The 25,786-nt window shown below is 67.1% G+C and carries 18 protein-coding genes; 13 read left to right on the top strand and 5 right to left on the bottom strand.

The genetic code is table 11. The features are described 5' to 3' along the window. Positions 1-206 precede the first annotated feature (206 nt). Complete coding sequence (locus IFT87_RS17705) at positions 207-1,340, top strand: hypothetical protein (protein WP_037527408.1); 1,134 nt, start codon at positions 207-209, stop codon at positions 1,338-1,340. 113 nt (positions 1,341-1,453) lie between these two features. On the opposite strand, the gene IFT87_RS17700 is transcribed toward IFT87_RS17705, so the two are convergent. Beyond that, complete coding sequence (locus tag IFT87_RS17700; protein ID WP_192191411.1) at positions 1,454-1,738, bottom strand: hypothetical protein; 285 nt, start codon at positions 1,736-1,738, stop codon at positions 1,454-1,456. Positions 1,739-1,968: 230 nt separating this feature from the next. Between IFT87_RS17700 and IFT87_RS17695 the strand changes: the two genes are divergently transcribed. From IFT87_RS17695 to IFT87_RS17675, 5 genes are all read left to right on the top strand, one after another. Next, positions 1,969-3,522: an ATP-binding protein gene (locus IFT87_RS17695; RefSeq protein WP_192191410.1), complete on the top strand. Its 1,554-nt coding sequence runs from the start codon at positions 1,969-1,971 to the stop codon at positions 3,520-3,522. Continuing rightward, complete coding sequence (locus tag IFT87_RS17690; RefSeq protein ID WP_192191409.1) at positions 3,519-4,115, top strand: response regulator transcription factor; 597 nt, start codon at positions 3,519-3,521, stop codon at positions 4,113-4,115. Before IFT87_RS17695 ends, IFT87_RS17690 begins: the two co-directional genes overlap by 4 nt. 23 nt (positions 4,116-4,138) lie before the next feature. After that, complete coding sequence (locus tag IFT87_RS17685; protein WP_192191408.1) at positions 4,139-4,510, top strand: hypothetical protein; 372 nt, start codon at positions 4,139-4,141, stop codon at positions 4,508-4,510. Then, entirely contained in the window at positions 4,494-5,975 is a 1,482-nt protein-coding gene (locus IFT87_RS17680) for a DUF2779 domain-containing protein (protein ID WP_342211191.1), read from the top strand. The genes IFT87_RS17685 and IFT87_RS17680 overlap by 17 nt, the downstream gene beginning before the upstream one ends. Before the next feature lie 137 nt (positions 5,976-6,112). Continuing rightward, positions 6,113-7,255 carry an endo-1,4-beta-xylanase gene (locus IFT87_RS17675; RefSeq protein WP_342211190.1) on the top strand — a complete coding sequence of 381 codons (1,143 nt, stop codon included), beginning with the start codon at positions 6,113-6,115 and terminating at the stop codon, positions 7,253-7,255. A 102-nt stretch (positions 7,256-7,357) separates the two neighbouring features. On the opposite strand, the gene IFT87_RS17670 is transcribed toward IFT87_RS17675, so the two are convergent. After that, the gene (locus tag IFT87_RS17670; RefSeq protein WP_052148891.1) at positions 7,358-10,747 is read right to left on the bottom strand and encodes a TonB-dependent receptor; all 3,390 of its coding nucleotides are present in this window, start codon (positions 10,745-10,747) and stop codon (positions 7,358-7,360) included. A gap of 157 nt (positions 10,748-10,904) precedes the next feature. Here IFT87_RS17670 and IFT87_RS17665 point away from each other — a divergent pair, with 157 nt between their 5' ends. The 5 genes from IFT87_RS17665 to IFT87_RS17645 are packed head-to-tail and all read left to right on the top strand — an operon-like array spanning position 10,905 to position 18,586. Beyond that, a complete protein-coding gene (locus tag IFT87_RS17665; protein ID WP_426290693.1) occupies positions 10,905-12,431 on the top strand; it encodes a tryptophan halogenase family protein in 1,527 nt (508 codons plus the stop codon). Continuing rightward, a complete protein-coding gene (locus IFT87_RS17660; protein WP_192191406.1) occupies positions 12,428-13,831 on the top strand; it encodes a tryptophan 7-halogenase in 1,404 nt (467 codons plus the stop codon). The genes IFT87_RS17665 and IFT87_RS17660 overlap by 4 nt, the downstream gene beginning before the upstream one ends. After that, positions 13,828-15,345, top strand: a complete 1,518-nt coding sequence (locus tag IFT87_RS17655) for a tryptophan halogenase family protein (RefSeq protein ID WP_192191405.1) — start codon at positions 13,828-13,830, stop codon at positions 15,343-15,345. The genes IFT87_RS17660 and IFT87_RS17655 overlap by 4 nt, the downstream gene beginning before the upstream one ends. After that, complete coding sequence (locus IFT87_RS17650) at positions 15,342-16,844, top strand: tryptophan halogenase family protein (RefSeq protein WP_192191404.1); 1,503 nt, start codon at positions 15,342-15,344, stop codon at positions 16,842-16,844. Before IFT87_RS17655 ends, IFT87_RS17650 begins: the two co-directional genes overlap by 4 nt. Further along, entirely contained in the window at positions 16,844-18,586 is a 1,743-nt protein-coding gene (locus IFT87_RS17645) for a glycoside hydrolase family 9 protein (RefSeq protein ID WP_192191403.1), read from the top strand. Before IFT87_RS17650 ends, IFT87_RS17645 begins: the two co-directional genes overlap by 1 nt. A 3-nt stretch (positions 18,587-18,589) precedes the next feature. Here the strand turns inward: IFT87_RS17645 and IFT87_RS17640 are convergent, their stop codons facing one another. Together IFT87_RS17640 and IFT87_RS17635 are read right to left on the bottom strand one after the other, a co-directional pair. Then, positions 18,590-19,630: a cupin-like domain-containing protein gene (locus IFT87_RS17640; protein WP_037533212.1), complete on the bottom strand. Its 1,041-nt coding sequence runs from the start codon at positions 19,628-19,630 to the stop codon at positions 18,590-18,592. Positions 19,631-19,702: 72 nt separating this feature from the next. After that, on the bottom strand, positions 19,703-20,821 hold the full coding sequence (locus IFT87_RS17635; RefSeq protein WP_249403429.1) for an SGNH/GDSL hydrolase family protein: 1,119 nt from the start codon (positions 20,819-20,821) through the stop codon (positions 19,703-19,705). Between the two features lie 228 nt (positions 20,822-21,049). On the opposite strand from IFT87_RS17635, the gene IFT87_RS17630 reads away from it, so the two are divergent. Then, on the top strand, positions 21,050-22,024 hold the full coding sequence (locus IFT87_RS17630) for a glutathione S-transferase family protein (RefSeq protein WP_037533206.1): 975 nt from the start codon (positions 21,050-21,052) through the stop codon (positions 22,022-22,024). Here IFT87_RS17630 and IFT87_RS17625 read toward each other — a convergent pair. Next, positions 22,016-22,147, bottom strand: coding sequence for a formate/nitrite transporter family protein (locus tag IFT87_RS17625; protein WP_249403428.1), 132 nt, complete (start codon positions 22,145-22,147; stop codon positions 22,016-22,018). The two genes, IFT87_RS17630 and IFT87_RS17625, sit on opposite strands and share 9 nt — an antisense overlap. 690 nt (positions 22,148-22,837) lie before the next feature. Here IFT87_RS17625 and IFT87_RS17620 point away from each other — a divergent pair. Continuing rightward, positions 22,838-25,726 carry a PAS domain S-box protein gene (locus IFT87_RS17620; protein WP_037533196.1) on the top strand — a complete coding sequence of 963 codons (2,889 nt, stop codon included), beginning with the start codon at positions 22,838-22,840 and terminating at the stop codon, positions 25,724-25,726. The last annotated feature ends 60 nt before the right edge of the window (positions 25,727-25,786 follow it).

The raw sequence follows: 25,786 nt of genomic DNA, 5'->3' as shown, positions 1-25,786 counted from the left end.
GATCAGCACGTACAACAACCAGCAATGGGTGCTCGGCCGTCCCCGCGCGGTCGACGTCTCGCTTCGCGTCGGCTTCTAGCGCGCCCCGCGGCCGGCAGCCCTTGGGACGGGCCGCCGGCGATGTCGCCCCCCGGGAAAACCCCGGATAGCCGGTCGCGCGCGCGCCCGCCTAAGCCGCATGGCCACCCCATGAGGAGACATTGCGCATGCCGTTTTACCGGGCTTCCGAGCTGTTTACCCTCCGTCCCGTGCCGCCCACGCTCGGCAAGCCGGCATGGATGAACCTGCGCGCCGTGCCGCGGGCACCCTGGGCGGGGGAGCCGGAGGCACTGCGCGGGCCCGGCATCTACGGCATGTTCCATGACGACCGGCTCGTCTATGTCGGCCTATATGCCGGCAAGGCCGAGCGGCCCTTTGGCGGATCGGTCCTCGAGCGCTGGGAGAAGCACGTCACCTATCAGACGCTGCGCTCGCCCTATGTCACCTTCGCCCGTCGGCATCTCAAGCATCTGCATGCGCTCGCCGCCGCAGAGCCCAACGGACCGATCGAGACGATCGTTGCGATGCTGGCACTGAACGGCGATGAAAGCCCGCTTCTCCAGCGCAAGGGCGGCAGCTGCACCTTCGCCAAGGCGCAGCTCGCAGCCGCACACTGGGATGTGTTCGGGCCGGGGAACGAGGCCACGATGCTCGATCACCTCGGCTTCACCTATCTCCAATTGCCGCGCGACCTGGCCGCGACCATGCTCCCCGAGCCCGGGCAGCGGCCGAGCGCATGGGTGAAGAAGCACTGGCTTGCGCCGATCGAGCGGGACCTCATTGCCGCGTTCATGCCGCCCTGCAACGACGGCACCGAACCCGGCGACGCGCCAGCGGTCGATCCGGTCGCGTTCGAGGAGCGGCTCGCCCGGCTGCTCGCCGACCGCCCCGCACCCGCCGTCGAGGATCTGGCCGGAGAGAGCGAGGCCGATGATGAAACCGATGGTGACGAGGAAGCGCTGCGCACCGAACCGACCGCCGCGCCGAACGAGCGCGAGGCGCTGCTCGACGATCTCGCCCGGCTCTGCCCCGGCGCGCTGGAGATCTATTATACTGACGTTCCCGATCTGCGCATCCGGCCGCGCTCGCACGCACGCCGGGTGCTGCTGAACGTCTTTGCACATGGCGGCGGGCTCGCCTGCAGGACCAAGGCGAGCGTGGCGGCCTGCCGCGCGCTCGGCTTCGATGCGAACGACGCGCCGGCGGGCGTGTCGATGAGCGCGGCGTTTCCGATCGACCTGTCCCGCCACTCCGCGGCGGATCTGTTCGCAGTCGCCGGTGCCGCCCTCCCCGGCGACTGACCAGCCGGTCGGGGGGGCCGGCCATTGCATGATGTGCCCTGGCGAGCCACAAGCCCGTCAGGGCGCCCGCCCTGCTGCGCAGACCTTCCGATTCCGCGTCTAAACGCGGTTGCCTATGGATCGCTCCAGCGCCTGGCCCCCCACAGGATCAGATCACGGCCGACGAACACGACGCACACGTCGCCAATGGCAAACGCCAGGCCCAGCCATGTCCATCCATGAGATAGCAGCAATGCGGGCCACGCGACGGCGAGCACGATCAGCAGCACGCCGATCGGCCGCGTCAGGCGGTTCCACCACCGCCGCGGCACGACCTGATGGCTGTAGACGATGACGCTGCCATCCTCCTGGTACCAGCGCTCGCGCACCTCGTGAATCGGATCAGGTCCTTCCGTCATCGTACGGCTGCGCCCGTTACGCGGTGACGATTCCGCGATCGCGAGACACTATGGGCTGGCATCGATACATTCCCGGGGCTGGCTCGCGATCATCATGGCCATCGCCGCCGCGCCGAAAACCCGGGAATTTCCCCGATGGCCTATCGGCGCCGGATGCGGCTAGGCAGCCCTCAATGCCGCTGCCTCCCTCTCCGCCCCGCCTCTCGATCGGTGCCGTAGCCGGCAAAACAGTGCCACGACTGGCCGACCTTCCCTGGCTCATCGGCTATGCAGCGGCGTTCGCGGCCGCGCACCAGGCCGCGGCAGGCTGGGGCGGTCAGGGCTTCTACTCGCTGCTCTATCCCGCCGCGGGCGTCAGGCTGGCGCTGCTGTGGAGCCGTGGCCCGCGGCTGACGCTGGCGGTGATGGCGACGGAACTGATCGTGCAGACGATCGCCGGCATCATCGTTCCGGGTCAGGCCGGCTGGCTGACCGCGGCAAACGGCGTCGCCCGGCCCGCGCTGACCTATGGCATCGTCGTCTGGCTGGTCCGCCACGTCGCGGCGCGGTCGCAATCGAGCCTCGGCGTCGCGCCGATGCCGCTCGGCCTCGCCGCAGTCACCGCGCCGGTCGCGGCGACCATGGCGGCGCTGCCCTGGACCTTGTTCAGTCCCGAATTAACGGGCGTCTCGGGCCTTCGTCAGACGGTGGCATCGCTGACAGGCTTTGTCGTCGGCGACCTGCTCGGCGTGTTGCTGATCGCCCCGCCCTTGCTCTGGGTGGTCCATGCGGGGCAGGACCGGCCCCGGGCACTGCACCGCCCGACGCTCCGCCAGCTTGCCGGACTGGCCGAAGCGGCCCTCGTCCTCGGCGCAGCGATCGCCGCGAGCACGCTGCTGGCAGAGATCGGGCTGGCCGTGCCCGCCGCCCCAGCGCTGCTCGCGGTCGCCTGGATCGGCTTGCGCTTCGGCCGCACCGCAGGCTGGTGCGCGATCGTGATCGTCGCGGCGATCGTCCTCCCCTTTACCGCGACCGAACTGCCCGTCGCCGAACGGCTCGCCTTGCACATGAGCCTCGCATCGATCGTCGTCGTCGGCTACCTCGCCGGCAGCTTCGCCGATGCGCAGGCGCGGGCCCAAAGCGACCTGTCGCGGCGCGACCGCATGCTGTTCCAGGCGGAACGGCTGAAGACGCTGCGCGCCATGTCGGTGGCGGTGATCCACGAGATCAGCCAGCCGCTTTCGACGCTGGCGATCGAGGCCAAGCACCTGCACGAGATCACCGTCGCCGCCGATCCGGACATCGCCCAGACCGCCGCGCTGATCGACCGCAAGGCGGCGGCGCTGTCCACTCTGGTCCGCCGGCTGCGCCGTTTCGGCGGTCGATCGGTCGACGAACCGAGCGCCCTGCCCCTGTCCGCGCTGGTCGAGACCGTCACGGCATTGACCCGTGCCGAGGCCAGGGCGGCGCGGGTCGTGGTGGAGGTGTCGCCCATCGATCCCGACTTGGTCGTCTTCGGCCAGGAGATTGAGCTCGCGCAGGCGGTGGTCAATCTGGTCCGCAATGCGGTGCAGGCGTGCGACGGTCGTGTCGCGCTCTCCGCCCATCAGAACGAGGACCGGGTCATGGTCATGGTCGCGAACCGCTGCCCCGATCGGCGGGAAGCACGCCCCGGCATGGGCGTCGGGGCGCTCGTGGCGCGGGCGATCGTCGAAGCCCATGGCGGCACGGTGGAGCGTGTCACGCACGCCGACGGCACCATCTGCGCGACGCTATCCCTCCCGCGCCCCGGAGCCGAGTCATGACACTCCCCGCCAATCAGCCGGATCGTGCCGCCGTCTATGTCGTCGATGACGACCATGACCTCGGCGCGGCCGTCGCACGACTGCTCTGCCGTCACGGTCATGCCGCCGAACCCTTTCTCGACCCGGTCATGCTGCTGTCGGTCTACGCAGAAGCACCGGCGCTGTGCATCGTCACCGACATCATGATGGACGACCTCGACGGCTTCGGCTTTGCCGACCGCGTGCGGATGATCGACCCCGCGGTTGCGATCGTCTTCATGACCGCGTGGCCGACGACCGCGAATGCCGTGGATTCGGTGCGGCGCTATGGCGGCCTCGATTATCTGGAAAAGCCGCTCGACGAGACACGCCTCCTCAGCGCGGTCGACGAGGGGGTCGCGTGGTCCCGGCGCCAACGCAGCATCCGCGCACGAACCGCAGCCCTGTCGGCGCGCGAACGTCAGGTGTTCGACCTGCTCGTGCAGGGACATAGCAACAAGGCCGTTGCCGACATCCTCGGGCTCAGCCCCAAGACGGTCGAAGATCACCGCGCGGCCATCGTCGCCAAGACCGGTACCAACGGTCTTGCCCAGTTGATCGCGCTCGCGCGGTGACCGCATCCATTGACGGAGGTTTCATGCCGACCACCACGGCGATCGACGAGACGATGATCGAACGGGCCATTCTCGACCTGCTCAAGACCCGCCGCGAGATCTATCCGTCGCATATCGTCGGCGAATTGCGGCGCAGCCATGCGGGACTGCCGTTGGACCGCACGTGCGACGTGCTCGAGCGCCTTTTCATCGAACGACGCGTCGCGCGATTATGGCATCGCTACATGCTCCCGGCGGACGTCGAGGCGGTCCGCGCCAAGTGGCTCGGCCTGATCGAACGCCAGGCCGAACGGATCGACGCGGTCGCGGTCGATCCCGCAACGTCGCGCGACGCGCGGGATCTCGTGATGCGCTGGGACGGATGGTCGATGGAGGGGTGTGATTTTGCCGCCTGACACGCTCTCGCCATCGCGCCTCGCCGCGTTCGAGCGGTGCCCGCGGCAATTGTGGCTGATGACGTTTCGGCCCGACAGCGCAGGTTCGACGAACGATGCCGCCGATCGTCGGGCGACCGCGCATGTGATTGCTGCCGAGGCGCGGCGGCAGATGCCTGACATGGTCATGATCGACCCCGCCTCCGGTCGATCGGCAGCGTCAGCAGCGACCGGCGCAGCGATTGCGACCCGCCAGATCATCGCGGGCGCGCAGTTCTTCCACGACGGCGTGCAGGCGATCGTCGATATCCTTGAACCGGATGGCGACGGCTGGCGCATCATTGCCGTTCGCGGTTCGACCAAGGCAAAGCCGGACCATCTCGCCGCGCTCGCGACTCAGGCCTGGGTCGCCGCCGCCAACGGCCTGCTCATCACATCGGTTCACGTCCGCCACCTCGATCGCGACTTCACGCTGGACCGCTCGGGGGACCGCGGCGGGCTGTTCGTCGATACCGACGTGACCGCGCTGGTTGCGCCGATTGTGGTGACACAAGGCACGCGCGTCGGTGCGGCCAAGGCCTTGCTGACACAAAGCGAACCTGCAGCGATCGTCGGCGATCACTGCCACGCGCCGTACACCTGTGCCTTCACCGACTATTGCCACGCAGGTTTGCCGGCGGGTCCGTACTGGCCCGTGACGATCCTGCCGCGCGGCGCGGGCAAGGCGTTCCTGCAGCGTGGCATCGTTGACCTGACGCATGTCCCGGTCGAGGATCTGGGCTCCGACACCGACCGCCGCGTCCATCGCGCCACGATGACCGGGCAGGTCGAGCATGACCCCGCGGGCGCTGCGCAGGCGATGGCCGGCTGGTCGTATCCGCGCATCTGGCTGGACTTCGAAACCGTCAGCGACGCGGTGCCGGTCTGGCCCGGCTGCTCGCCCTATGAGCAGGTGCCGTTTCAATTCGTCGCGGATGTCGAAGCCGCTGACCACGGCATCGTACGGCGCGAGTTTCTCGATCTGAGCGGCAAAGATCCGCGCCGCGCCTGTGCCCAGGCGCTTGCCGCACTGCCACGGACCGGCGCGGTCATCGCCTGGCACGCCCGTTTCGAACGCGACGTCGTGCTGCGCCTCGCGCGTGCCTATTCCGATCTCGCCGCCGTGCTCGACGATCTCGCCGCGCGCATCGTCGACCTGCTGCCCGTCACCCGCGACCATTGGTACCACCGGGACCAGCGCGGAAGCTGGTCGATCAAGGCGGTCCTGCCGACGATCGCACCTCATCTCGATTATGCCACGCTGGCCGTACGGGACGGCGGCGACGCGGTCGCGGCGTATCGCGAAGCGGTCGACGTCGCATCTACGCCAAAGCGCCGCGCCGAACTTGATACCGCCCTGCGCCTCTATTGCGGCCGGGATGTCGAGGCGATGCGGGTGGTTGCAGAACGGCTGATTGAATCGGGCCCGGCTTCCCCCGTTGCATAGACACGTCCAGGGCCCGCTTGCCACCGAACCATTGCGTCTTCGGCCATCCAGTTTGCGTATCAAACCAGAGGCTTCGGGATTGACCTGTTGCGGAGAAACCGCCAGCGTTAGCGCTATCATAAAAGAGAGGATGTGCTGTGGAAATTACGCGACGCACCGGGCTGGCGATGCTGACGGGTCTTGCCGTATCGGCCGGCGCCCGTGGAACGGCCGCACCTGCACCGACCGGCCTGCACGGCATCGCCGCAACCAAGGGAATGCGGATGGGGTCGAGTTTCGCATGGGGTGCCCCGGGTGCCGATCGCGGCTCGTTCGCGAACCCAGCCTATGCTGACCTGCTCAAACGCGACTGCGGCCTGCTCGTGGCCGAAAACGAGATGAAGTGGCAGGCGTTGCGACCGAGCGCGACCGCCTTCGACTTCACCCGCTTCGATGCGATGATGGCATGGGCGGACGCGAACGCGCTGCCGGTGCGCGGGCATAATCTGCTGTGGCATCAGCCCAAATGGATGCCGCGCTGGGAAGAAACGCATGATTTCGGCGCGACCCCCGCGCGCGCCGCCGAACATCTGCTGGTCGATCATATCACCACGGTATGCCGCCGCTATGGCACGCGGATCCGCAGCTATGACGTCGTCAACGAGGCGGTCGATCCCAAGGATGCGAGCCTGTACCAGACCGCTTTGTCGCGCGCGCTGGGCAGCCCCGAGGCAACGCTGGACCTCGCCTTCCACACCGCGCGCCGCGTCGCGCCACACGCGCAGCTGGTCTATAACGACTATATGAGCTGGGAGCCCGGCAACGCGACGCACCGCGCCGGCGTGCTCAAGCTGCTCGAAGGGTTCAAGGCGCGCGGCGTGCCGGTCGATGCGCTGGGGGTGCAGTCTCACCTCGTCACGCAGGGGATCGACGCGCGCGCGACGATCGCAGGGCTGGAAGGCGAGTGGCGCCGCTTCCTCGATGCGGTCACCGCGATGGGCTACGGGCTGGTGATCACCGAGCTCGACGTCCGCGACAATTCGCTCCCTGCCGACTTCACGGTCCGCGACCAGGCGGTGGCCGATTTCACGCGCGGCTATCTCGACGTGATGCTCGCCTATCCGCAGCTTCGCGACGTGCTGCTGTGGGGGATGACCGACCGCTATAGCTGGATCGAGGGGTTCGAGCCGCGCAAGGACAAGGCCCGCCGCCGCCCCTGCCCCTATGACGCCGCGTTCAAGCCCAAACCGATGTACACCGCGATCGCCGCCGCGCTTGCTGCCGCCCCGCCCCGCACCTGACGCCCGGACAAAAAAAGGGCGCCGCGATTGTCGTGCGGCGCCCAGGGGGGAGAACGGGAAAAGGATCGGGAGGGTCGGCCGCACCGGCCGACCCTTTCGCGCTTATCTGAACGACGCGCGGATCGAGAAGGTGAAGCGGCGATCCGCGATGAACCAGTTGCGCGGCCGGGTCAGCAGATCATCGTTGATCACATATGACGTGCGCGTGATCGAATTGGTCAGGTTGACGCCTTGGAACCCCATCTTGATCGCTGGCGTCACCGCGTAGAAGATCGAGGCGTCGAGCTGCCCGTATTTCTCCGCGTAGACCGGCGAGTTCGGCACGATCACGTCGCGGATCGTCAGCAGGTTCTTCGACCGCCAGTTATACGCGGCGCGTACCTCCAGCCCGTTACGCTGGTAGAAGGGCGCGAAGTTGAACTGGTATTTCGACAGCCCCTGCAACGGCAGCCCGCTGGTGTCGACGTTGGAGATGATCCCGGCGGTGACGTTCGGATCGTCGGAATCGAGGTTCTGCTGCGACACGCCCGACGACTTCACGTAGGTGAAATTGGCCGCGAGCCCGAACCCGCTCAGGAGCCCCGGCAGGAAATCATAGGTCTGCTGATAGCCGACCTCGAACCCCTTCACGCGACCCGTCTCGGTCGAGTTCAGCGGGGTCGTGATGATCCCGTCGAATGTCGCGCCGTTGTTGGTGAAGCTCTGACGCTGCAGGCTGTTGGTCTGCACGCCGTACAGGTCCTTCTTGAACAGCGACAGCGTGAGCTGGCCGACGTTCGAGAAATACCATTCCGCGGTCACATCGTAATTGTCCGCACGGACCGGCTTGAGAAACGGGTTGCCGACCTGGAAGGTCGCGACCGGCGCCCCGTTGAACAGGATCGTCTGGTCGCTCGTGTTCAGATTGATGTTGTAATAGGACCGGGTCAGCCCGAAATCCGGCGGAGCGACGCTCTTGGTGAACGCCGCGCGGAACTGGAGACCACCGCCCATCGCCAGCTTCACGTTGAAGCTCGGCAGGAAATAGTCGTAACTCAGCTTGGCGTCGTTGGGTGTCGTGCTGCCGTTCTGGAACGCCGCGGCGGCGTCACGTACGGCTTGCGGCAGCGCGCAGAACCGCGAGACCGGCTGCCCGTCGGTCGGCGCGACGCAGCTGAACGACTGTTGCGGGAAGGCGAAGAAGCCCGACGAGACGCGATCCGTCTTGGTGTACCGCACACCGATATTGCCGCTCAGGTTCCAGCCGTTCGACAGGTCGTTGCCAAAGCGCGCCATCGCATAGACCGCGTTGTTGCGCTCGCTGACCGGATTGATCTCACCGGGCAGGAACGGCGTTCCGGCGACGACACCGGCACGGCTCGCCAGCGGCACCCAGCCATTGGCGCCCGACAGGTTGCTCGTGAAGTTGCGCCATTCCTGCGCGATCTGGCTGATCGCCTGCGTCGCCGCGCCATAATCCTGGAGGAACGACCCCGGCACGAACACGCGCCCGCCGTTCGACGAATCGTTCGCCTTGCCGCGGAAGAAGTTGTCGTAGAGGAATGCCTGCTGCGGGCCGAGATTGCCCGTATTGCGCGTGACGGGATTGCCGTCGATCGGGCGATCGAACCAGACCGGGCCACCCGGGCCGGTCGGCGCCGCTGCATTGTCCTGGTTGTTGCCGCCGCCCCAGATCTCGCTGAGCACGCCCCAGTTATAGCCGGTCGAACGCGCTTCATTCTGGCGATCGGCGAAGCGATAGCCGACGCGGACCGAGGTCAGCCAGCTATCCTCCGGGAAGGAATAATCGAGGTCGATGCGCGCAGCATCCTCGTTGCCTTCGCTGTCCTCGATATGGTCCATCGCCGAACGGTAGAAGTTGTTATAGGCGTCGAGATAGCTCGGGTGCGCGGCGTTCTGGTAATTGTTCGGCGTGTTCGTCACGGGGATGAAGTTCACATAGGCCGGGTTGGTCCCGTCGAGCCGGATATCGGCATTCTGGAAGGTCGTGCCCCAGACCGTCAGGTCGGTGACCTTCACCTGCGACCAGACATGCTGGTAGTCCAGGTTGATGCCGAGCCGGTTCGTCGCCTGCCACTTCAGGTTGAAGCTGGCGTCGTTGGTGCGGAAGCGCGACTGGTTGCCGCGCGAGATGTTGTTGCTCTGCAGGCCGTTGCTCGGCGTGCGCTGGTCGCCGCCGTTCGCCGGATCCTGATCGGCGCGATAGCCGTTCGGGCCGGTGATGATCCCGCTGGTGAAGACGTTATCGTCGTCATAGGCAAAGCTGGTGCCGGGGAAGGGCTGCGTGTCGCCTGCCGCCAGCACGTTGTCGGTCGCGACCTCGATCGAATTCTCGGTCCACGCCTCGCGCGAGTCAGTCCGCAGGAACTGCGCGGTCGCGGTCATCGACTTGTCGGGGCTACGCCACTGGCCGGCGGCCGAATAGCCGTAGCGCGTGCGGTTGAATTCCTGGCTGCGGATCGCCGCGCCACGGGGCACGTAGACGGTGCGGCCCGCGTTGACCACGCCGGTGGTCGCGTCGACCGGCTGCAACAGCGATCCGTCGGCGCCGATCACGCGCTCGCCCCAGTTCGAGATCTGCACGCTGTCGGCGCGGCTACGGACCTGCGAGCGCACGAAGCTGGCGAGGATGCCGAAGTCGCCGATGCCGGTTTCCCAGCGGTTGCTGCCGAGCACCGAGACCGTGGGCGCCGACTTCTTGACGAAATCGCCGTAATTGTTCTCGAGCGTCCCGCCCAGCACCAGTCCGGTAGAATCGAACGGCAGGCGCGTGCGCAGATTGACCGAGCCGCCGATGCCGCCTTCGATCATGTCGGCGGACGGGCTCTTGAACACGTCGACGCCGCCAAGCAGTTCGGCGGGCACGTCGGCGAAGGACAGGCCGCGGCCGTTGTTCGCGCTGAACGAATCGCGGCCGTTGATCTCGGAGCGCGTGTAGCTGAGGCCGCGGACGGTGACGCCCGACCCTTCGGTCGCGAAGTGATCGGGATCGGCACCGGCCGAGAAGCGGCTGATCGACACGCCAGGCACACGCTGCAGCGCTTCGGTGACCGAACGATCGGGCAGCGCGCCGATGTCTTCGGACGAGATCGAATCGCCCACGACTTCGGAATTGCGCTTGATCGCCTGCGCACTCTTCAGGCTCTGGCGGATGCCGGTGACGACGATGTCCTGATCGGCGGCTTCGTCCTGCGGCGTTGCGGTCGACTGCTCGGCCTGCGTCACCTCGGCACCGCCCGAGGGCACCTGCCCGTTGGCGGAGGGCTGTGCCGCGCCCGCCTGGGGCGCCCCGGCCACCGTCGCCGCAGTGCGATCAGAAGATGCGGTACGCCCGGCCGCGTTCGGCGTCAGCGTGGTCTGGCCGGCGGCGGCATCGGCTTGCTGAGCCAGAGCGCCGTTTGGCGCGGCGGCCAGGCACAGCGCAAGCAAGGAGGCACCACCTTTGAGGAGGTTCCCGCGACGCGCGGCGCGTGTGATCTCGAACTTGGCCATGACTCCCGGCATCCCCTCATTGTGTTAGCGCTATCATTTGTAAGCGCTTTTTTCTTACAATGTTTGGTAGCGAGAGGGATGAGTTCGGCCTAGACTGAATCGGACGGTTTTTAAGTGAATTGCTAGGCTTGTTGCATGATTGCAACATAGCCGGGGGGTGGAATTGGACGAACGTGCTCGGCTACGCATCGTTATCGTTGGTGGCGGTACCGCAGGCTGGATGACCGCGGCGACGCTCGGCCTAACGACCGGTACGCCGTCCGCGGCACGGCTGGCCGACATCACGCTGGTCGAGTCCGAGGAGATCGGCACCGTCGGTGTCGGTGAGGCCACGGTGCCACACATCCGTTTCTTCAATCAAAGACTGGGTATCGACGAAGCCGATTTCGTCCGGCGTACCAAGGCGACGTTCAAGCTGGGTATCGAGTTCTGCGATTGGGGTCGGATCGGCGACAGCTACATCCATCCGTTCGGCGATTTCGGGCATGACATCGACGGACTGCCATTCCATCAGCATTGGCTCCACGCGACCCGGGGCAGGCCGGATGAGACGCCCGCGCTCGCCGCCTGCTCGCTCCCGATCGTCGCCGCGCGTGCCGGGCGTTTCACGCCGCCGCTCGACGATCCGCGATCGGTCGGGTCGACCTATTCCTATGCGTATCAGTTCGATGCCGGGCTCTATGCCGCGTATCTGCGCGACTATGCTGAAGCCCGCGGCGTGACGCGGATCGAGGGTCGCGTCGAGCACGTCGAACGGGGCCCGAGCGGTATCGCGGCCCTTCGCCTGGCGGACGGGCAGCGGATCGAGGGTGATCTGTTCGTCGACTGTTCAGGGTTCCGCGCCTTGCTGATCGAAGGCGCCCTGAAGGCGGGACACGAGGATTGGGCGCACTGGCTGCCCTGCGACGCGGCCTGGGCGGTCCCGACGGCGAACACCGGTCCCCCCGTCCCCTATACCCGCGCCACCGCGCGCGACGCCGGCTGGCAATGGCGGATCCCGCTGCAGCATCGCACCGGGAACGGTCATGTCTTCTCGACGCGCTTCACCGATCCGGACCGCGCGCGCGCGGTGCTGCTCGACAATCTCGAGGGCGAGCCCCTGGCCGAGCCGCGGATGCTGCGATTCCGCACCGGGCGTCGGCACCGCCAGTGGATCGACAATTGCGTGGCGATCGGCCTTTCCGCCGGGTTTCTCGAGCCGCTCGAGTCGACCAGCATCCACCTGATCCAGCTGGCCATCGGCAAGCTGATCGAGCTGTTCCCGAACGACGCCGTGCTCGACCCTGCGGATGCCGCGGAATTCAACCGCGCGATGGCGCTGGAATATGACCGCGTCCGCGACTTCCTGGTTCTTCATTATTGCGCGACCGAGCGTGACGACACGCCGTTCTGGCGCCACATGCGGACTATGGACCTGCCCCCCTCGCTGGCCGGGAAGATCGCCGCCTTTCGCGATCGGGGCATCGTCGAACAATATCGCGAGGGCATGTTCCTGCCGGCGAGCTGGCTCGCGGTCTATTATGGCCAGCGAATCATGCCCGAACGGATCCACCCCCTCGTCGCCGCACTACCCGTCGCGGACGCGCGCGCGCGCGTCGCGGCGGTCGCCGACGCCTGCCGCCGCACCGCCGAGGGGATGCCGACGCATGCGGACTATCTTGCACGGATCGGAGCTGCCGCGTGACAGCCACGGTCGCTGTGCTGGGCGCGAACCTGTGTGGCTGGATCGCCGCGGCGGCGCTGGCGCGGCGCTTGCCACGCGAATCCTACCGCGTGGTGGTGATCGACGACGGCACCGGCGGCGATGGCCTGGGCGATTTCGCACCGGTGATCGCGGTGCCGCCAGCGCTCGCGGGCTTCCATGCCGATCTCGGTCTCGATGCGGCGACACTCGTTCGGATGACGGGCGGCGGCCATGCGCTGGGCGTCGCGTTCGGCGGCTGGCGGGCCGACGGCGCGGCGACGTTCCTGTCTTATGGCGAGACCGGTGCGCCGCTCGAGGGCATCGCGTTTCACCAACTCGCCGGACGGCTGCGCGCGGCGGGGCACCCGGTCCGGCTGGCCGATCATGCGCTGTCCGCGGTCGCCGCGCAGGCGGGCCGGTTCGCGCCCGGGGCGCTGATCGCGCATGCGCTGCATCTGCCCGTCGCGCCCTATGAAGCGTTGCTGCGCGCGGCGGCGCTGCGAGCGGGGGCCGAACGCGCCTCCGCGGACTTCGTCGATGCCGAGATCGCAGCGAACGGCATTGTCGAGAGGCTGACACTCGCGGACGGTACCGCAGTCCAACCCTGGCTCGTCCTCGACTGTTCGGGAACCGACGCGCGCATCGCCAGCCGTACCAGCCCCGCGTCCGAGGACTGGTCCGGCTGGTTGCCGTGCGACCGGACGCATGCCGAGACGGTGCCCGCGCAGGGCGCGCCCCCGCCCTATACGCAGGTCGATGCGCAGGACACGGGCTGGACGGCAACCTGGCCGCTCGACGGCGCCGATGTCCGACTGACGTGCAGCATCGGGGGCACCGGCAAGCCGTTCCACGCGGCGCGGCGGGTCGAGGCATGGCGCGGCAATTGCGTCGCGCTGGGCGCCGCGGCGGGCCTGCTCGAACCACTGCACCCGACCACACTGACGCTGTTGCTGCGCTCGCTCGCGCAGTTGATCCAGCTCTGGCCCGCCGGACCGCAGGCACCCGTCGAAGCCACCGCCTTCAACCGCACTGCGGCCGGGGCGTTACAGGGCGCGCGCGACTTCCTGATCGCGCATTATGCCGTGGCCGGTCGCGCCGGCGCGCTGTGGGACGACCGCCGCGCAGCATCGCTACCCGGACCGCTGGCCGCCAAACACGATCTGTTTGCGGCGCGCGGGCGGTTGCCGATGTATGACGACGAAGTGTTCGAGGAGGAGGATTGGGCGGTGATGTTCGACGCGATGGGCCTCATGCCGCGCCGTTACGATGCGCGCGCGGACATAGTGCCGCTGGCGGCGATCGAGCGGCATCTGGCCGGGCAGCGTGCGCGGGTCATCGCGCAGGTCCGCGCGCTTCCCCCTTATGCGCAGGCGATGGCCGCGTTGCGGGCGCGCGCATGACGATCGGCGCCCCCGTCCGCCGCATCGTCATCGTCGGCGGCGGCACGGCCGGCTGGATGGCGGCGGCCGCGCTTGCCCGGCTGATCCCGACCGGAGCAAGCATCAACCTGATCGAATCGGACGCGATCGGCACCGTCGGCGTCGGCGAAGCGACGATCCCGCCGATCCGCGGCTTCAACGCGATGCTGGGGATCGACGAACCAGAATTCCTCGCCGCGACCGCGGGGAGCTTCAAGCTCGGGATCGAGTTCGTCGACTGGGGTGCGCTTGGCGAGCGCTATCTGCATCCCTTTGGCGGCTTCGGTTTCGATATCGAGGGTGTGCGCTTCCACCAATATTGGCGCCGCCGCCGCGCCGCCGGGGTCGTGGAGGATATCGAGGCCTATTCGCTGTGCGCGGTCGCCGCGCGCGCGGGACGGTTCGTGCCCCCCTCGCCCGACCCGGCGTCGGTGCTGTCGCAGATGGCGCACGCCTATCATTTCGACGCGGGGCTCTATGCACGCTTCCTGCGCGGGCGCGCCGAGCGCGACGGCGTCGTGCGCGTCGAAGGCGATGTCGTCAACGTCGCACTCGACGGCGAGACCGGCCATGTCCGCCACGTCACGCTGGCCGGCGACCGCGTCATCGAAGGGGACCTGTTCCTCGACTGTTCGGGGTTCCGCGGCCTGCTGATCGAGCAGACGCTGGGCGCGGGCTATGAGGACTGGACGCACTGGCTTCCCTGCGATCGGGCCGTCGCGATGCCGACCGCGAACGCCGGCGCGGCGATCACCCCCTATACCCGCTCGACCGCGCGCGCGGCCGGCTGGCAATGGCGCATCCCGCTGCAGCACCGCACCGGCAACGGCTATGTCTACAGCAGCGCGCATTGTTCGGACGATGAGGCCGCGGCGACGCTGCACGCCGGGGTCGACGGCACCCCGCTCGCCGAACCACGCCTGCTGCGCTTCACTGCGGGACGGCGGCGCAAGCAGTGGATCGGCAACGTCGTCGCGTTGGGCCTTGCCTCCGGTTTTACCGAACCGCTCGAATCGACCAGCATCCACATGGTCCAGACGGGCATTTCGAAACTGCTCGCCTTGTTTCCCGACCAGGGCTTCTCGCCGGTCGAGATCGACACCTATAACCGGCTGGCGGCGACTCAGTTCGACCAGGTCCGCGACTTCCTCATTCTCCATTACCATGCGACGCGCCGCGATGATTCGCCATTCTGGCGCGAGACGCGGGCGCGGGCGATCCCCGACAGCCTCAGCGAGAAGCTCGCCTTGTGGCGTCGCCGCGGACGGCTGTTCCGCTGGGAGGACGATCTGTTCGCGGAGGCGAGCTGGGTCGCGGTGCTGCTGGGCCAGGGCATCGTTCCCGACGGCTGGGACCGGCTTGCCGATGCGGTCGATGCGCGCGAGGTCGATGCACGGTTCGACCGGCTGCGCGCGATGTTCGCCGATGCCGCATCGCGAATGCCCCGGCACGAGGACTATCTGGCCCGCACCTGCCCGGCGCGGGTGCGCGCATGACCGGCACGCTCGGATCGGTCGTGATCGTCGGCGGTGGTACCGCGGGCTGGATGGCCGCGGTCGCGTTCGGCCGATTGCTGGGCCCGGCCGGGACGCGCGTGACGCTCGTGGAATCGGACGACATCGCCACGATCGGCGTCGGCGAGGCAACGATCCCGCCGATCCGCACCTTTCACGCGATGCTCGGGATCGACGAGGACGCATTCCTCCGTGCGACCGGCGGCAGCTACAAGCTCGGCATCCGCTTCGAGGGCTGGACGCGCCCGGGCGAATCCTACGTCCATCCGTTCGGCCAGATCGGGACCGACATCGCCGGCGTGCCGTTCGCCGCGCAGTGGCTGCGCGCCCGCCAGGCGGGTGCCGCCGAAGCGCTCGGCGCCTATTCGCTCGAAGCCCGCGCCTCCGAAGCCGGCCGCTTCTCGCGCCCGATCGCGAACGGTGATTCACCGCTGTCGCGCATCAGCTATGCCTATCATTTCGACGCAGGCCGCTACGCCGTGTTCCTGCGCGCGCAGGCCGAGGCGCACGGCGTCATCCGCCGCGAGGGCCGGGTCGACCGCGTCGAGCGTGGCCCCGCCGGAATTGCCGCGGTCCATCTCGCCGATGGCAGCCGTGTCGAGGGCGACCTGTTCCTCGACTGCACGGGGTTTCGCGCGCTGCTGATAGAAGGCGCGCTGCAGGCGGGCTGGACCGACTGGTCACAATGGCTGCCGTGCGATCGTGCGGTTGCGGTCCCGTCGGCCGCCGACGCCGCGCCGCTCGCGCTCACGCGGGCGATCGCGGAACCCGCCGGCTGGCGCTGGCGTATCCCGCTGCAGCATCGCACCGGCAACGGGCATGTCTTTTCCAGCCGCCACTGCAGCGAGGACGAAGCGACCGCGACGCTGCTCGCAGGGCTGGAGGGTGAGACACTGGCCGACCCGCGCGTGATCCGCTTCGCCACCGGGCACCGCACCCGGTTCTGGAGCGGCAACTGCATCGCGCTCGGCCTCGCGGCGGGGTTCATGGAGCCACTGGAATCAACCAGCATTCATCTGGTGCAGAGCGGGCTTCAGCATCTGTTGCGAATGCTTCCGGCGGGCGGTCCCCCTGCCCCGGCGATCGTCGACCGATATAATCGCACGATGACCGGCGAGTTCGTCCGGATCCGCGATTTCCTCGTCGCGCATTATCGCCTCAATGCCCGTACGGAACCCTTCTGGCGCGAGCGCGCGGCGGCGCCGATCCCGGATGGCCTCGCCGAAAAGCTCGCGCTGTTCCGCGCCGGCGGACGCATTTTCCGCGAAGCGGACGAGCTGTTCAACGAGGTCAGCTGGCTTGCTCTGCTGACCGGACAGGACTCACCCGTGACCGGCCATGACCCAATCTGCGACGCGCTGCCGATCGCCATCGCGGCAAAGCGGCTCGCTCAGATAGAACGCGTCGTCGCCACCTCGCTGACGCACATGCCCCCCCATGCCGACGCGCTGGCACGGTTGGGCCAGGACAGGACAATCTGATGCCCATCGCCCTCTTCCTTGCCGCGGCCGTCATCAACCTCAACCAGCTCGGCTTCCGTCCCGAAGACCCCAAGCTTGCGATCGTCGCCGATCACGCGTCGCGGCCGCTCGACTGGGTCGTGGTCGACGACGCTGGCAAGACCGTGCTGACGGGACGCACCAGCGTCGGCGGTGACGACGCTGCGTCGGGCGATCATGTCCATGTCGCGCGCTTCACCGCGCTCACCCGCCCGGGCAGCTACCGGCTGCGCGTCGACGGGACCGAAAGCGGCCGCTTCCGCGTCGGCCGCGACGTCTACGCCCCGCTTGCGCTGAACGCGCTCAACTTCTTTTACCAGCAGCGCGCCGGTACGCCGATCGACGCGCGCTGGGCCGGTGCCCGCTGGGCCCGCGCGGCCGGCCATCCGCGCGAGGTAGCTGCCTGTTTTTCGGGCGCGGACGAGAAGGGCAATGTCTGGTCCGGCTGTCCCTATACGCTCGACGTCACCGGCGGCTGGTACGACGCGGGCGACCACGGCAAATATGTCGTCAACGGCGGCATCGCGGTGTGGACGCTGCAGAATCTCTACGAGACCGGGCTTGCGCGTCGCGTGTTCGCCGACGGTCAGGCGCGGCTGCCAGAAGCCGGCAACCGCCGCGACGACCTGCTCGACGAAGCGCGGTGGGAAATCGAGTGGATGCTGCGGATGCAGGTCCCCGCGGGCACCCGCGTCGCACTCCCCATCGGGCCGCATGATCGCTCGGGCAGGCTTGCACTTACGCCTGTCGATGCGGGCGGCATGGCGCACCACAAGGTTGCCGACGCGCGCTGGACGACATTGCCGACCGCACCCGCCGACGACAAGGAACCGCGGCTCCTCTACCCGCCCTCGACCGCGGCGACGCTCAACCTCGCCGCGGTCGCGGCGCAAGCATCGCGACTTTGGAAAGCGACAGACCCCGCCTTTGCCGCGCGGTGCCTTGCCGCCGCGCGCGCCGCCTGGACCGCAGCGCAGCGCAACCCCGCGATCTTCGCGGCGCAGGGCTTCGCCGGCAGCGGCGGCTATGGCGACGAGATGCTCGACGACGAACGCGCCTGGGCTGCAGCCGAACTGTTCGCGACGACCGGCGATGCCGCTTACCGCGCGGCGCTGCCGACCGGCGCGACCGGCGAACCCGGCTGGGCCAGCGTCGCACCACTCGGCATGATCACGCTCGCGACCGCAAGCGGCGTTCCCGCGACGATCCGCGATGGCGCACGTGCGGCGATCGTCGCGGCCGCCGACGGCTTCCTCGTCGAAACCGCGCGCACCGGCTACCGCATCCCCTACGCGTCGCAGACTTATAATTGGGGCTCGAATTCCAGCATCCTCAACCGCGCGATGCTGCTCGGCCTCGCACAGCGTTTCACTGGCGAAGCGCGCTACCGCGCCGGCGTCGTCGATGCGGCCGACTATATCCTCGGCCGCAATCCGCTGGGCCAATCCTATGTTTCGGGGACCGGCTGGAAGCCGCTGACCAACCCGCATCACCGCTTCTGGGCGCATCAGCTGTCGGCATCCGCGCCACCGCCGCCGCCGGGGGTGGTATCGGGCGGCCCCAACAGCAGCGCGATGGTCGATCCGGTCGCCATGACACTTAAGGGCCGGTGCGCGCCGCAACGCTGCTGGGCGGACGACATCAACGCCTATGCGCTGAACGAGGTGGCGATCAACTGGAACGCGCCGCTCGTCTGGGTCGCCGCCTATCTCGACAGCGACTGACGTTCAGCGGCGCTGGAGCGATTTCAGCAGATAGCCGCGGATTCGCTCGGTCCGGTCCTGGCTGGCCGGCCCGAGCACGCCGCGCGCGGGCGCGGGCAGATGATCGCCCGCCGCACTCGCCTCGTCCGCGAAGACATAATGTTCGAACCACGCGCGCCAGCCCGCCTTCTCCGCCGCGGGCAGGTCGCGCACCGCCATCATCGCGTGCACCACCGCATGGAACGCCGACACGCTCGAATCATAGGCGCGCCAATAGTTGCACAGCACGTTGAGCGTCCCGAACGCCTGGACGTGGTGCCACCAGATCGCCGGGATGAAGATCGCGTCGCCCGGCCCAAGATCGGCCACCACCGCGTGGCCGAGCGCCTCGGCATAGCGCGGATACCGCTCCAGATCGGGCGCAAGCGGATCGACCATGCTCGAAGGCGGCCCCGCCAGCGTCCGGTCGAGCGGCCCCAGATAGAGATTGCCGACCTGATCGGGGGGAAACAGCGTGAACCGCCGCTCGCCAGCGACCACGCAGGCGAGATTGGTCGACCCGTCATAATGCGTCGCGGTCTGCGATCCGTTGCCGATCCACAGCCGCGGCGTCGCCCCGCCCATCGGCAGTTCGAGCGGGTTCGCCGCCGCCCATCCCGGCAGATGCTCGGGCGCGGTCGCCGCGTTCGCATAGAGGATATGCCGCTCGGCTTCGGGGACGTCCGACAGGCGCAGCAATTCGCTCAGCAACACGCCGAGCGGCGCCTTTTCGCGGTGGAAGTTGAACCCTTCCAGATTATCGCCGCGATAGAAGAATTTGCCACCGAACGCCGGGCCGCCGATCAGCACCTCCATCGGCTTGCCGCCATTGCCGAGCCCGGTCAGATACGCCGCCGTCGCTCGATCGCCACCCGCCGCAGCCCGGACGCTGGCCCAGTGCGCGACCTGGCCGCGCAACACGATCGGCGCGTCGCGCAGGGCGATCTCGGCGGCAAAGGTCGCGGCGTCGACTGCGGCACGTTCCTCGACACGGGCATCGGTGGGGGCAGGATGCGATATCGTCATCCCGCTGCGATAGCAGGATAATGCGCCGCGCCCTATTGCGTTCGCTGGCCCGACGAAACGGCCGTCCGTCGATCAGGAGCGTCGGGCCCATCCCGCGACGCGCGCGTCGATCACCGCCGCGATCCGGTCGGCAATCACGGTCTGATCCGCGAGCGAGGGGTGCGAGTGGCACCCGGTGAAGGAAAGGCCGTTGACCGGGACATAGGTGAGCCACGGCGCGCCGGATCTGCGCAAGGTCGCGGCAACCTTGGCCACCTCCGCCTGGATCTCGCCATTGGCCATGTCCGTGGCCCACAGCACGATCTGCGCGCGTGGATCGCGCGCGTGGAGCGCTTGCACGAAGCGCACATAGCGTCGTTCGTAATCGCCGTGGAGGGCGTCGCGGCTCACCCATGTTTCGCCGGCGTGAAGCGGTGTGGTGAAATCGTTGGTGCCCAGCGAGACAACGATCACCTGCGGATGCCAGCCGGGCACGTTGGCACGGGATCGATGATCGAACAGGGTGAAGGGATAGGCTTCGGGCAGCGTGTCGGCTGCGAACCCGCCATAGTTGCGCACCACCCCGCGCCCGGAAATCGCATTGACTGCGTAATCCGCGCCGTAGCGGCGTGCGAGCAGCGCGCCAAAGCCGCGCGACGTATCCGTCGTCGCCCAGACCTCGTCCTGGGTACATTCGCGTTTGGGCGACGTCACACCATAGCCGACGGTGTGCGAATCGCCGACGAACTCGATCTGCCGCGTGCGACTGCGCAACTTCGTTCCGACCGTCCCCCGTTCGGCGAAGAACGGCCCGATGCCGGTCGGACCGGACTGGCTTTCCGAAGCGACCTCGATGCGCAACGCGTGCCGGCCGGCGGGCATCCCGGCGACGCGGTACAGGCCCGGAACCGGCTTGACGAGCGTCGTGATCCTGCGTCCATCGACGAGCACGTGGAGTGCCACCTCGCCCGGCCCCACGTCGAACGATACCGCCGAGCCCCGAAACGCCGTCTCGGCATAACTGCCCGGCCATTGGCGAACAAAGCCGGCGCCTTTCCGCTCGAAACGGCCGTGCATTGTGGCCGGCAACGGCGTCAGCGCGACAGGCCTCTGTGTCATTCGCTCGACGCGAGGCTGTGCGGCAGCCTCGACCGTCGCCGCGAGGATCATCAACCCGGCCGCCATCCCTGCCATCCGACCATGCTTTGCCATTCAAGAACCTCCTACCGCTCCTGCACGCTCCTATCCCTTCCGCAACGACCAGGCGACCGGCGTGGTGGACGCGACCGTCGACCTGCGGCCGCTGTTTGCCTGAGCCGGGGCGACCGGTCCCGAACCCGCCCCCAAGGGCATCGCATGAGACGAAAAGAGCCGTTGGTCGTTCGTGAGGGGAAACGGTGGCGGATCTTGCTTGAGGTCCGATTTCGACGGAGGGATGACATGGGTAGAATGATCGACGGTGCGTGGCACGCGGGCAAGGTGACGGAAGACAGCAAGGGCGGCGCGTTCGAACGGCAGGATGCGGGCTTTCGCGACTGGCTGACCCCGGTGGGGAGCCCCGGCCAGGACGGACAGCCCGGCCATCCGGCGACGCCCGGCCGATATCACCTCTATGTCAGCTATGCCTGCCCCTGGGCGCATCGGACGCTAATCGTGCGCGCGCTGCACGGACTGGAGGATGCGATCGGCGTCTCGGTGGTCGACCCTGTCATGCTGGACAATGGCTGGACCTTCGGCACGAGCCGCGGCGGTAGTGGCGATCCACTGCACGACGCCGAGTTCCTGTGGCAGTTGTACGCCCGCGCCAGGCCGGACTATTCCGGCAAGGTCACCGTACCTATCCTGTGGGATCGTGAGACCGACACGATCGTGTCGAACGAATCGGCGGACATCATCCGGATGCTCGCGGCGTTCGGCGGATCCGGGCCGGACCTCTATCCTCAGGCCCAGCGGCAGCAGATCGATGAGGTCAACGACCGTGTCTACGACACGGTGAACAACGGCGTGTACAAGGCCGGGTTCGCCACGACGCAGGACGCGTACGAGGCGGCGGTGCGCCCGCTGTTCGAATCGCTCGACTGGCTGGAAGAGAGGCTGTCCGGCAGCGACTGGCTGGTGGGCGAGGCGATGACGGAGGCCGATATCCGCCTCTTCACCACGCTGGTCCGCTTCGATGCGGTCTATCACTTCCATTTCAAGTGCAACGTGCGCCGCATCTCCGACTATCCGGCGCTGGAAGCGTACGTCGAACGGATGCTGGCAGATCCGCGCATCGCCGCGACGGTGCATCTCGATCACATCAAGACGCATTACTACGCCAGCCACCGCGACCTCAACCCTTGCGGAATCGTGCCCGTCGGTCCTGCCCTCCCTTGGGCTCACCTCACCGCAGGAGGCGATCAGACGCTAACCTGACCAGCCGATTGGCAGCAGGGACATGTTGGCGATGGAATGCTCGAAGCCCGCGGCGACGAAGATGGCGACGGGGCCTATGATCACGGCGACGTTGCCCGACAGCGTTCTGGCGAACGTCGCCATCTTGTCCAGCCTCGAATCCATTGTCGCGGCTGCAGCGTCGCCGATCGTTCATGCCGCGTCGGATCGACACCTATTCCGATGCGATAGGCTGGACAGAATTCGCTGCCTGATCTCGTGTTACGATCGCGTGTCCTCGGAAGGGGGAACCTGGGCAGACACCGGCATCCCGTTCCGACCCCCAGTCGCCGCATGATCAGCGCTCTTTGCGCGAGCGTCCGAGAGTTATACCGTCAAGCCTCTTCGGCTCGCATCACCGGTCGTGCGCCGCGCGAAGACGATGCCCGCCAAGAACGACCGCTTTTCCATGGGCCAGGGCCAGTTCGATATGAACATTCTTGCTGCGGTCATCGATTGCTTCGCTCGCGCGCCTTCGTTCTTGCTCAGCCCGGTCGCGATGATAGGCAACTCTTCCAGTCTCAGTCATCGACCCCTCGTCCCAATCCCACAATATATTCGTTAACCAACATACGTGAGAGGCATGCCGAGGTTCCCTGTCATCGGATCTTTCCGTGATCACAGCGGTCGCGATGCAGGATTTTCAAATCATGGAGCCATCGTCGAGGAACGGGAAAGAGCATAAGTCGCTGCGGGTGCCACAACCGGTCGGTTTCGACAGTTTAAGAACGACCAACGTTGAGCTTGGCGGTGACGATGCTACAGCACAGTGATCCGCTAAACCTTTGGAGTCCGATGACCGAGCTGCCCGCGCACGAGAAGCAGCGACTGGCTGCCCTCGCAGAATATGACCTGCTGGACACTCCGCGCGAGGCGGCGTTCGACGAGATCGCCGAACTGGTGGCGGCGATCTGCGACGCGCCAATCGCGATCGTGAATCTGATCGGGGACGGCCGCCAGTTCTTCAAGGCGGAAGTCGGGCTTGGCGTTCGTGAGACGCCGTTGGAGACGTCTTTCTGCGGGCGTGCGATCCTCGAGGATGAATTCCTGCTCGTCCCCGATGCGACAGACGACCCACGGTTCGACTGCAATCCCCTGGTCACGGGTGAGCCGCACCTGCGCTTCTATGCTGGCGCCCTGTTGAAGTCGTCTGATGGCTTTCCGATCGGCACGCTCTGCGTTCTGGACTATCGCCCCCGCGACCTGACCGAGGTTCAGAAGCAGACGATCCGCGTCATGGCGCGACAGGTCATGGTGCAGTTTGAGCAGCGTGTTGCAACGGGACGCCTGATTGCCGCCGAAGCGCGCCAGCGGGCGATTGTCGATAGCGCACAGGACTTCGCCATCGTAGCCTGCGATCTCGAAGGCCGTATCATCGAATGGAGCTATGGCGCGGAACGGGTGCTGGGCTGGTCGGAAGACGAGGTGATCGGTCGAAGCGTCTTCCTGTTCTTCACGGATGAAGACCGCGCGGCCGGGGTGCCGGTACAGGAGATGGCCTGCGCCCGTGAGACGGGGCGGGCCACTGATGAGCGGTGGCACGTGCGCAAGGGGGACGAGCCTTTTTGGGCCAGCGGTGAGTTATCCCTGCTCCGGGATTCGGCCGGCCGCCATACCGGTTACGTCAAGGTTCTTCGTGATCGTACCGAAGAGCATCTTGCCGGCGAAGCGCTCCGGAAAGCGCAGCAGCGCTTCCAGACAATCTTCGACACGGTCGATGCGGCTTTCGCCATCGTCGAGGTCAAGTTCGACGAGGATGACAAAGCCGTCGATTACCGGTTTGTCGAAGCCAACCCCGCTTTTGAACGCCAGTCCGGCGTCAACTTGCGCGGCAAGTGGGTCACGGAATTCGCACCTGACCTCGAGCAGTTCTGGTTCGAGACATACGGGCATGTTGCCAAGACCGGTGAAGCAACCAATTTCGAGAATTATGCCGAGGCATTCCAGCGCTGGTTCGACGTACGCGCAGTAAGGGTTGGCGATCCCGCAGATCGACAGATCGCAATTATTTTCAACGACGTGACCGCCCGCCGAGAAGCGGAGGAACGCCTGCGTGTCAGTGAAGCCGTCGCACGTCAGAACGTCGAGCGGGTGAAACTCGCGCTGGAAGCCGGCGCCATCATCGGCACCTGGCACTGGGACCTGCCAAGCGATCAATTCACCGTAGACGAGGCATTCGCGCGTGCCTTCGGCCTTGATCCGGCGCTCGGCCGATCCGGCATTCCGCTCGCGCAGATTACAGCAACGGTACATCCCGACGATCAGGCAGGGCTGACTGAGGCCATCACCGCGGTGATCGCCCGCAGTGGGTCCTATGCGCATCAATACCGGGTCCGCCGTGCTGACGGCCGATATTACTGGATCGAGGCGAACGGTCGGGTTGACCATGCACCCGACGGAACGCCGCTGAGCTTTCCCGGCGTCCTGATCGACGTCGAGGAACGGCGGAGCATCGCAGCGGAGCGCGACCGTGCTGTCGCCGATCTGCGCGCGCTCGCCGAAACGCTGGAGCAGCGCGTCGCCGAGCGAACCGCCGACCTCGGCCAGGCCGAGGATGCGTTGCGCCAATCGCAGAAGGTGGAGGCGATCGGGCAACTCACCGGTGGGGTGGCGCACGACTTCAACAATCTGCTGACGGTCATCCGGGGTTCTATCGACCTATTGCGCCGGCCCGGTCTCTCCGACGAACGCCGGCAGCGCTATATCGACGCGATCTCCGACACCGCCGAACGCGCGACCAAACTGACCAACCAGTTGCTCGCATTCGCGCGCCGCCAGTCGCTCAAACCCGAAGTCTTCGATGTCTCGGAAAGCGTGCGGACGGTCAGCGACATGGTGCGGACGCTGACGGGCGCACGCATCAAGGTATCGCATCGGCTGCCGACGGAGCCTTGCTACATCGACGCGGACCGCAGCCAGTTCGACACCGCGATCGTCAACATGGCGGTCAATGCACGCGATGCCATGAACGGCGCGGGCGAGCTGGCCATCGTGGTGGCGGCAGCCTCCGGCATGCCCGCCATACGGTCCCATCCGGCCACGCCGGGCGAGTTCGTGACGGTCTCCTTGACCGACAGCGGTCCCGGTATTCCAGCCGACAACATTGAACGGATCTTCGAACCGTTCTTCACCACCAAGGGGGTAGGCGAAGGGACAGGCCTTGGCCTCAGCCAGGTCTTCGGTTTCACAAAGCAGTCCGGCGGGGGCGTCGTCGTCACAAGCGACGAAGGCGAAGGCGCAACATTCACCATGTTCCTGCCCCGGGTCGACGGGCTGGACGGCGGAGCGGCCGAAGAAGGCGACAACTCCCTGCCGCTCGGCGAAGGCGCCTGCGTGCTGGTCGTCGAGGACAATGCCGAGGTTGGCATGTTCGCGACCGAGGCGTTGGGAGAGTTGGGCTATCATACGGTCTTGGCGATGGACGCCTCCAAGGCACTCGCCGAACTGGCGACAGATGCAGGCAGGTTCGACATCGTCTTCTCCGACGTGATGATGCCGGGCATGTCCGGTATCGAGCTGGGTCAGGAGATCGGCCGGCTGTATCCTAAGCTGCCGGTCGTGTTGACCAGCGGGTACAGCGAGGTTCTGGCGCAGAGCGGTACGCACGGGTTCGAACTGGTGCATAAGCCCTATTCGATCGACACATTGTCGCGAGCCCTCAAAAAGGTGTCACGCCGTCGATGAAGCGTAAGCGGTCGCGCAACCGGACGGTTGTGACATTGCGCTTGCTGCAAAGAGAGCAAT

Source organism: Sphingomonas sp. CFBP 8765 (genome assembly GCF_014841445.1).
Classification (GTDB): domain Bacteria; phylum Pseudomonadota; class Alphaproteobacteria; order Sphingomonadales; family Sphingomonadaceae; genus Sphingomonas; species Sphingomonas aerolata.
The sequence above is the reverse complement of the archived record's forward strand: the minus strand, read 5'-3'. Positions and strand labels throughout refer to the sequence as shown.

Coding starts and splice junctions, on each gene's coding strand:
- IFT87_RS17705 (WP_037527408.1), top strand. CDS start 207: ATGCCGTTTTACCGGGCTTCCGAGCTGTTTACCCTCCGTCCCGTGCCG.
- IFT87_RS17700 (WP_192191411.1), bottom strand. CDS start 1,738: ATGACGGAAGGACCTGATCCGATTCACGAGGTGCGCGAGCGCTGGTAC.
- IFT87_RS17690 (WP_192191409.1), top strand. CDS start 3,519: ATGACACTCCCCGCCAATCAGCCGGATCGTGCCGCCGTCTATGTCGTC.
- IFT87_RS17685 (WP_192191408.1), top strand. CDS start 4,139: ATGCCGACCACCACGGCGATCGACGAGACGATGATCGAACGGGCCATT.
- IFT87_RS17670 (WP_052148891.1), bottom strand. CDS start 10,747: ATGGCCAAGTTCGAGATCACACGCGCCGCGCGTCGCGGGAACCTCCTC.
- IFT87_RS17655 (WP_192191405.1), top strand. CDS start 13,828: ATGACGATCGGCGCCCCCGTCCGCCGCATCGTCATCGTCGGCGGCGGC.
- IFT87_RS17650 (WP_192191404.1), top strand. CDS start 15,342: ATGACCGGCACGCTCGGATCGGTCGTGATCGTCGGCGGTGGTACCGCG.
- IFT87_RS17645 (WP_192191403.1), top strand. CDS start 16,844: ATGCCCATCGCCCTCTTCCTTGCCGCGGCCGTCATCAACCTCAACCAG.
- IFT87_RS17640 (WP_037533212.1), bottom strand. CDS start 19,630: ATGACGATATCGCATCCTGCCCCCACCGATGCCCGTGTCGAGGAACGT.
- IFT87_RS17635 (WP_249403429.1), bottom strand. CDS start 20,821: ATGGCAAAGCATGGTCGGATGGCAGGGATGGCGGCCGGGTTGATGATC.
- IFT87_RS17630 (WP_037533206.1), top strand. CDS start 21,050: ATGGGTAGAATGATCGACGGTGCGTGGCACGCGGGCAAGGTGACGGAA.
- IFT87_RS17625 (WP_249403428.1), bottom strand. CDS start 22,147: ATGGCGACGTTCGCCAGAACGCTGTCGGGCAACGTCGCCGTGATCATA.
- IFT87_RS17620 (WP_037533196.1), top strand. CDS start 22,838: ATGACCGAGCTGCCCGCGCACGAGAAGCAGCGACTGGCTGCCCTCGCA.